This window comes from Microcoleus sp. B7-D4 (assembly GCF_036705125.1).
In the GTDB taxonomy this organism is placed as follows: domain Bacteria; phylum Cyanobacteriota; class Cyanobacteriia; order Cyanobacteriales; family Microcoleaceae; genus Microcoleus.
Genome location: NZ_JAUBTT010000167.1, coordinates 1 through 9,563 on the forward strand (window position 1 = coordinate 1; position 9,563 = coordinate 9,563).

2 protein-coding genes are annotated in these 9,563 nt (G+C 47.7%); one reads left to right on the forward strand and one right to left on the reverse strand.

Going from position 1 to position 9,563, the window contains the following annotated elements; translation table 11 throughout:
* Positions 1-42: 42 nt before the first annotated feature.
* Positions 43-432: a DprA-like winged helix domain-containing protein gene (locus QUB12_RS35450; RefSeq protein ID WP_333310806.1), complete on the reverse strand. Its 390-nt coding sequence runs from the start codon at positions 430-432 to the stop codon at positions 43-45.
* A 225-nt stretch (positions 433-657) separates the two neighbouring features.
* On the opposite strand from QUB12_RS35450, the gene QUB12_RS35455 reads away from it, so the two are divergent.
* On the forward strand, positions 658-9,563 hold an 8,906-nt coding region (locus QUB12_RS35455), incomplete at its 3' end, for a DUF4347 domain-containing protein (RefSeq protein WP_333310804.1).

Consider the following 9,563-nt stretch of genomic DNA (forward strand, 5'->3'; position numbering starts at 1 on the left):
AGCGGTGCAACTTTAATCCGGTTTGCACAGACTGGGGAGATTTTAGCTTCTCTCAATGGTGTTTCTGCTAGCAGTATCAGTGCCGTTAATTTCGGATTGATTTAAGAGCGATTTCGGGTTTATTACCCAGATTTCTGCCTTCCGAGAAACTCGTGAGCGCGAGAGTAAGACAGGGGTTTTTAACCCCTGTCTCATAGAAACTAATCCCAACAATTCCAACTGCAAAAGTATACGAGAAACTGTTCCCGCTTCTAATCGAGATGCTTCCACAATTGTATTAAAAGAAATCGGCCCAGAGGCGATCGCACAGCGTCTTCCACCAATCGATCGAACTCTGGTACTAAACCTCTGAACCTCTACTCCTATATTCTCCTTCCCATACTCTGCACGGGGACTAAAATATTTCAGTATAATGATACTTGCTATTGAAATGTTTTTGTGTTATCTCATCCACATCGCGCTGGCTAACCCGTAATATTACTTAATAAAATTCCCCATCTTTATCAAAACTTTAAATAAAAAGGTGTTTATGAAGAAAACTTTATAGATATTCTCTAAAAAAACAGTTATGGTTACTACAACCTTCAGAAATAGTTTCCGATGCAAGTCGCGAAACAGGGAAACTATTGTCTTTTTTTAGCTATTAGTAGGTGCATTATGTCAAATTTAAATAATCAAGTTTCACCAAGTGCGATCGCCTTTATCGATACTAAAGTAGAAAATTATCAAAGTTTGATTGCTGGGGTAAAACCGGGTACGGAAGTAGTCGTTTTGGATGGGAACCGGGATGCGATCGACCAAATTACTGATATTTTAGCTCTTCGTACCAATATTGACAGCATTCACATAGTTTCTCACGGTGCTCCGGGCAGCTTGCAATTGGGTAATGGCTGCTTGAGTGCAGATAATGTGGAAACTTATTCCGAGAAATTGCAGCAGTGGCGGAGTGCTTTAAGTGTTGATGCGGACATTCTCATTTACGGTTGTAATGTCGCATCATCACCTCGCGCTTACCCGAAAGTCCGCCAGGGAATGAATTCCCTGTCTCAAAGCGAAAGTCGGTTGAAACCGACTGCTTACCCGAAAGTCCGCCAGGGAATGAATTCCCCGGCTCAAAGCTCAAGTCGGTTGAAACCGACTGAAAACAAACTCAATAAACAGTCCTCTTCAGAGGACTTTCGCTATGAGACAGGGAATTCATTCCCTGGCGGATCGGATGAATACGCCATAGATAATGAATACGCCATAGATGATCGACACGCCAGAGATATAGACGGTGTAGCCTTCATCCAACGCATTGCCCAACTGACAAATACCAATGTTGCCGCTTCCAAAAACCTCACCGGAAGTGTAGCAAAAGGCGGCGACTGGGAACTGGAAGTCAGAACCGGTTCAAGAGAAACGCCGCTGGTATTTGAAGCCGAAGTGTTAGCGGGTTACGAGTATGTTTTGAATAGTTTTGGTGATGCGACTAATTTTGGCGCGGGGACAAATCCCAAAGGTATTAATGTATTGTTTTTCAACGCTGATACCTTTCCAGACTTGGTAGTGACCAACCTATCAAGCGAAAACATTTCAATTTTGTTGGGAGATGGAAATGGCAATTTTGGAACAGTTACCCAATTGGCTGTAGGTTTGGATCCTGTTTTCGTCACATCAGGACTTTTTAACGCTGACAATTTCCCCGATTTGGCAGTAGCAAATAGCAGTAATAGCAGTGTGTCAATTCTGTTAGGAAATGGCACGGGCGGACTCATTAGTCCACCCAGCACCTTTAGTGTGGGTAACACTCCCTCTTCAATAGCTGTCGGGAACTTTAACAGCGACACTTTCCTCGATTTAGCAGTGGTAAATGCTAACCCTCAAGGTACGGGTAGTGTCTCAATTTTGTTGGGAAACGGTGCTGGCAGCTTTGGCGCTGCCACTAATTTCAATGTTGGTGCGATTCCTGGTTCCGTTGTTGTAGGGAACTTTAATGCTGACAGTTTACCTGACTTAGCCGTTGCCAACAGCCTCTCTAATAATGTCTCAATTATGTTAGGAAATGGCACGGGCGGATTTGGTGCAGCTACTAATTTTGGGGCTGGGCAAAATCCAAATGCGATCGCAACTGGGGACTTTAACGGAGATAATTTCCTCGACTTAGCCACAGCTAACGGCGGTTCTAACAGTGTGTCAATTCTATTGGGAAATGGCACTGGCGGCTTTGGCCCGGCTACTACTGTTAACGCAGGGGCAGGGCTTAACGGCATTGTGGTGAAAGACTTTAGCGGAGATGGCAGACTTGACTTAGCAGTAACAGGAACCAGCGGCGCTGCAATTTTAGTAGGCAACGGCAATGGCGGTTTTAGTGCACCCATTAACTTTGCTGCGGGCACAGATCCAACTTCCATTATTGCAGGCAACTTTAATGCTGATACTCTCCCGGATTTTGCAGTAGCGAATAACGGTTCAGACAACGTTTCGGTGCTGCTGAATACACCCACTACAGTATCCTTCGTTCCTCCCCAAATAGGTAACACTTACAACGTCACTGAAGGCACGACCGACACAATAATTTATGTCCCGGTTACTATCAGCGGTGGCACTCCCTTAACTGATTTAAATGTACCCATTGTCATCGACCCCAGTAGCACAGCTACTCAAGATGCAGACTACACTATTTCAACTACATCCCTTACTTTCTCTGCCGGCACTACTACTCTCACCCAAAATATTGCAGTAACTATTAAAGCTGACAATATCGTTGACAGTAACGAACAGTTAGTTCTCAATTTGGGTGCGATTACAGGCGGTGTTGTCGGCGGTACGAGTCAAGCGAAAGTGGCTATATTGGATAGGAATAGTTCTTACTCAATTGTCGCCGACAATCCCACCATTACCGAAGGCAATACCGGCAAAAATCCTGCCACATTTACTATTACTCGCAGCGGTAGCACGGAACTTTGGAGTACCGTAGATTATGCCATTACCGGCACTGCGACCAACGCCACTGATTACAACAATATCGCCGGCACTTCGGGCGCAACGGCTGCCACTGGCAAAATCACTTTTGCAGAGGGTGAAACATCCAAAACTATTACTTTGGATGTGTTGGGAGATGGCAATATAGAACCGGATGAAACTGTTGCCATTACTTTATCAAATTCAGTTTCACCCGGTGGCGCACCGACTATTGCGACGGCTACCGCTACGGCTACTATCAAAAATGATGACGCTGCCGGCATCACTGTCACTCCAAAGGCAATATCAACCACAGAAGTTGGCGGTAAGGCAGAATTTACAGTCAAATTAAACGCTGCACCAACTGCTGACGTAACCATCGGTTTGAGGAGTGACAATCTTGCAGAAGGAACAGTTTCAACTAATAGCTTAACTTTCACTACCGCTAACTACGATCAACCGCAACCAATAACGATCAGTGGTGTTGACGATTTAGTAGCTGATGGCCCTATACCTTACAAGATTGTCACGGCTGCTGCTGTGAGTACCGATGTTAATTACAGTAACCTCGATCCTGATGATGTCACCGTCACCAACAGTGATAACGAAACTCCGGGAATTACGGTGAATCCGACGGCGGGATTAATTACTGGTGAAGATGGCACCAAGGCCAACTTTACTGTGGTTCTAAATACTCAGCCGACTGCTGATGTGACTATCGGTTTGACCAGTGACAATGTTGCCGAAGGAACTGTTTCAACTAATAGTTTAACATTCACTTCTGCTAACTGGGATACAGCGCAGCCGGTGACAGTAACAGGGCTTAACGATAGCATTGGTGACGGCGATATTAATTACACCATTGTCACGGCGGCTACTGTTAGTACAGATCCGAATTACAGCAACAAAGATGTAACGGATGTTAGCCTCAGCAATAAGGACGATGATACCGCTGGTGTTTCTATTACTCCCACGGCAACAACTGCGACAGAAGGCGGTGCGAATGGCAGTTATGCGCTCAAATTAACGTCGGAGCCGATCGCCCCTGTTACCATTAACTTTAATGCCCCAAGTGAAATAAATGCGATCGCCCCTGTGATCTTTGACAGCACTAACTGGAATGTTGCCAAAACTGTCACTGTCACCGCTACCGACGACAGCAAAGCCGAAGGCACGCACAGCGGCACGATCGCTCACACTGTTACCAGTACCGACACTAAGTATAGCGGTCAGACGGTTCAGGATGTAAATGTAGCTATTACCGACAACGAGACAGCAGGTGTCAGCATTTCTCCCACGCAAACAACTGCTACAGAAGGCGGGGCCGCGGGCAGTTATCAGCTCAAATTAACGTCGGAGCCGATCGCGCCTGTTACCATTAACTTTAATGCCCCAAGTGAAATAAATGCGATCGCCCCTGTTATCTTTGACAGCACTAACTGGAATGTTGCCAAAACAGTCACTGTCACCGCTACCGACGATAGCAAAGCCGAAGGTACGCACAGCAGCACGATCGCTCACACTGTTACCAGTACCGACACTAAGTATAGCGGTCAGACGGTTCAGGATGTAAATGTAGCTATTACCGACAACGAGACAGCAGGTGTCAGCATTTCTCCCACGCAAACAACTGCTACAGAAGGCGGGGCCGCGGGCAGTTATCAGCTCAAATTAACGTCGGAGCCGATCGCGCCTGTTACCATTAACTTTAATGCCCCAAGTGAAATAAATGCGATCGCCCCTGTTATCTTTGACAGCACTAACTGGAATGTTGCCAAAACAGTCACTGTCACCGCTACCGACGATAGCAAAGCCGAAGGTACGCACAGCAGCACGATCGCTCACACTGTTACCAGTACCGACACTAAGTATAGCGGCACGGCAATTCAGGATGTCAATGTAGCGATTACCGACAACGAGACAGCAGGTGTCAGCATTACACCTACGAGCACAACTGCTACAGAAGGCGGGGCGAATGGCAGTTATACAGTCAAACTCAACAGCCAGCCGATCGCGCCTGTTACCATTAACTTTAATGCCCCAAGTGAAATAAATGCGATCGCGCCTGTTACCTTTGACAGCACGAATTGGAATGTTGCCAAAACAGTCACAGTCACCGCTACCGACGATAGCAAAGCCGAAGGCACGCACAGCGGCACGATCGCTCACACTGTTACCAGTACAGACACTAAGTATAGCGGCACAACAATTCAGGATGTCAATGTAGCGATTACCGACAACGAGACAGCAGGTGTCAGCATTTCTCCCACGCAAACAACGGCTACAGAAGGTGGCGCGGATGGCAGTTATGGCATCAAATTAACATCGCAGCCGATCGCCCCTGTAACTATCACTCTCACAACAGGTAATGAGATAGAGGCGATCGCGCCTATCACTTTCACTACCGATAACTGGAATGTCGTTCAATCCGTTACGGTGAAAGCTGTTGACGATACGATTGTCGAAGGCGCGCACAGCGGTACTATCACTCACAGTGTGAGTGGGGGTGATGCTAAGTATAATGTGGTCGTGGTTCCAGGGGTGACAGTGGCGATTACGGATAACGACACTGCACCACCAGTAGTCGTCGATCCGCCAGTAGTCGTCGATCCGCCATTAGTCGTTGATCCGCCAGTAGTAGTCGATCCGGTAGTAGTCGTCGATCCGGTAGTAGTCGATCCGGTAGTAGTCGTCGATCCGGTAGTAGTCGATCCGGTAGTAGTCGTCGATCCGGTAGTAGTCGTCGATCCGCCAGTAGTCGTCGATCCGCCAGTAGTCGTCGATCCGGTAGTAGTCGTCGATCCGGTAGTAGTCGTCGATCCGCCAGTAGTTGTCGATCCGCCAGTAGTCGTCGATCCGCCAGTAGTTGTTAATCCGCCAGTAGTCGTCAATCCGCCAGTAGTCGTCAATCCGCAACCGCCAGTCACTACAGGAACAGGCGGCACAAACATATTCCCGATCAGAATACCGAGCTCTAACGAAACTCCCTTGGGAATAACGGACTCTAAGGCTCGGCATGGGGGGGAAGCGGATGACCACCCAGTATTCACCAACGAACTCGCGGATCTGACGATACCTGGTTTTGTCGGCCCTAATGCCTGGGGAGACTACGACAATGACGGCGATTTGGATCTGTTGGTGATGGAAGGAGGTAGTTTACAAAACAACTATTATCAATCTTTTCCCCGATCGCAATACATCCCCAGAGTGTACAGCAACGAAGGTGATCAAGGCTTTAAACCAATTGATATAGGGCTGCCTCCCGTTTACGGAGGTGTACTTCAGGAAAATGGGAAGGAGCATATTTCCAAGCCTTCTGCTACCTGGGGTGACAGCGACAATGATGGTGATCTCGATATCTTGCTCACAGGTGTAAGAACTGATCCAACACAGACCAACCCCTATGCTACGCCGAGTTACATCCCCATCACCACACTGTACGTGAACCAAAAGATTGAGAACAATCTGCGCCCTTCTTACCAAACCCAGCAGATCAACCCCAATTTCTTTTTGCGAAGCACGGCAAACCTGCCTGGTCTGTTCAACGGTTCCGCAGCTTGGGGAGACTACAACAATGATGGCAGACAGGATCTCGTACTCACAGGCGATACGAGTTCAGGCTACATCGCCAAAGTGTTCCGTAACGAACGCATTGACTTTGGCGGTGGCATTCCCTTTAACTACGGCACTAGCTTTGAGGAGGAGACTGGGGTAAACTTGCCCGGTGTTATTGGCAATGCGGCTTGGGGAGACTACAACAATGATGGCAAACAAGATATCTTGCTGACAGGCGATACCGGTTCAGCATACGTCGCAAAGTTGTATCGCAACACTGGCAATGGCTTTACTGAAGAGAGCAAGCCATTGCTGCAAAATCAAAACCCCAACGAACCTATTAATTACGGTGCATGGGGAGACTCCAACAACGATGGCAAACTCGATATCTTGCTTACAGGTACACAGCAGCGTCTAAATCAGTATCAGTCGCCGATTCCTAATAGCTCTACCAGGCTGCTGCTCCAAAACACAAACTATGGAGGAGATACTACGTTTGAGGAACGTGGAATTACATGGGGGCTTGGTGCTGGTTCCGGTACTTGGGGAGACTACGACAACAATGGCAAGCTGGATATCCTGCTGACAGAACGAAATTATTCGTCTGTTTACAATTTCCCCAAAGTTTACGGACAAAATGAGTCTGGCTATTTTCAACCCATCGACGATACAGGGCTACCTAATAATGTTGCCAGCGCGAATGGTTCTTGGGGAGACTACAACAAAGATGACAAACTGGATATTGCACTCACGACAAGAGATGATTCATCTGTTGGCGGTGGCAGCTTTGTCAAAGTCTACCGCAACAACACCCCTGATGCGAACACGCCACCCTCTGCACCTCAAACTCAAGGTTTCAATTTCCCTCAGATTACTCCCGAAGGAGTTATCTTAAGTTTGCCCCCAGGATGGGGGAATCAGATCGACGCTCAAACTCCAAATCAGGGTTTAAGCTACAACCTGCGAGTTTGGACTACTCGTTTCAATCCCGCCGGTGGCGACCCTATTAAAGAGTACATTGTTGGCCCGATGTCCCTGGATGATGGGACTCGGCAAGTAGTGCAGTTGGGAAATGCCAACCAAGCCAACAGCAGCAGTAACTACTACTCGCCTGGTTGGCTGTTAAAACCAGATTACTTAATCCCTGGACAAACTTATAACTGGAGTGTACAGGCGATCGACAGTGCTTGGGCTGGTTCCCCGTTTGTTGAAGGACAAAGTTTTACATTTACAGCCCCCGATATCAAGCCAACGCTTACCATCAGCGCTACGGATGCTAATGCTGCGGAAACCATCTTTCCACCCGAAGAACCCAATCCTGGAAAATTCACTATTACCCGTACTGGTGGCAGCCTAGCTGGTCCGCTGGATGTCTACTACAAGTTCGATAATCTATCCGATAATAGCTACACTCCTATACCCGGTACTGCCACACCAGGTATCGGTATGTATGGAGATTACCAATTGTATTCCGACTCCGAGTCCCGTCAGCCATCCCAACCCCGTCAGGCGTTGACTATCAACCCGTCTGGCAGCAACAGGATCACCATCCCAGCAGGTAAGCGCAGCGTCAACATAGATGTGGATGTCAACCACGACTACCTAGTAGAAGGCGACGAAAAAGTGTTTATCAGCTTAGATCCTATCAGCAACTACAACAGCCAGATAGGCGAGTCCTCTAGTGCTACTGTGATGATCGCGGACAACGACCCCAACACCCCGCCTGTCCTCAACTACGGCCCCGATACAACCCCTTGGCATTACGAGTCCAAAACTGTAAGCAACAGCCCATCGACATTCAACTACCAATTTCCGTCCAACACTTTCACAGATCCCGATCTAGGTGACACGCTTACCTACACAGCAACTCTTGAAAATGGCGATCCTTTACCTGATTGGCTCATTTTCGATCCAGATACTCGCACTTTCAATGGCACAAATTCTCAACCTCAAGATTTCAATATTAAGTTAACAGCAACAGACAGAGCCGGTGCAACTGCCAGCGATACGATCCAACTGATTATGAATGACAGCCGCTTTGGAGGTACTGTCATTGACGGTTATATCTCCGGTGCAACTCTCTTCCTCGATGCCAACAAAAACGGCATCCTCGACACCAACGAACCATCCACCACAACCGATACAGGCGGTAAATTCAATCTCAACATCCCCTTCGAGACATTCGACACCAACAAAAACGGAGAAATCGACCCATCAGAAGGCAATTTAGTAGCCATAGGAGGCATTGACACCGCCACCGGCTTACCCCTAGAAACACCTGTCACCGCACCCCCAGATTCTAGTGTAGTCACCCTCCTAACCAGCTTAGTCGCCGACTTAACCGACAAAGGAATTGAACAAGAAGAAGCGCAATCTTTAGTCAAAGCCGCCCTTTCTCTCCCCGCCGATGTTGACCTAACTAGCTTAGATCCAATCTTAGCGACCAATAACAATCAACCGGGCGGCGTCCAAGTCTTATCCGAAATGGTGAAAGTCCAAAACTTCATTACCCAAACCAGCGGTTTGATTAACGGTGCTTCCAGTGCAGTCAATACCGATATTGTCAAAGCTGTTGTCAGTTCAATTACGGCTCAAATTCAATCCGGTACAGTCTTAAACCTCAGCAATGCCGCAGCCTTAGAACCAATCATTCAGCAAACAGCCGCGAAAATCCAGCAAATAGACCCCAGTTTCAACAGTCAAACAGTCAGCCAAATTACATCGCAATCCGCGACAGTAATGGCAACAGCCAATCAGCGCATTGATGCGGCTGTCTCCAACCCAACAGGAACATCAATTCCTGAATCACTTGCCCGCCTCCAACAAGTAGCCTTGGGCCCAACCACTCAAGAATTCAAAGAAGTTGGTACGGGAAATAAACCTATTTCCCAGCTAGTTGCTGACAATACTGGTACTGCTTTAGATAGCAGAATTGAAGCTGTAGTATTGCCTGTTGGGATTGCCACTCCTGTTGTCAGCGGCGATGCAGATTTGGGCAGCAATTCCCCGGATGCAATTCTCGGTACTAATGGCGACGATATCCTGACTGGCGACAGCGCAAATAA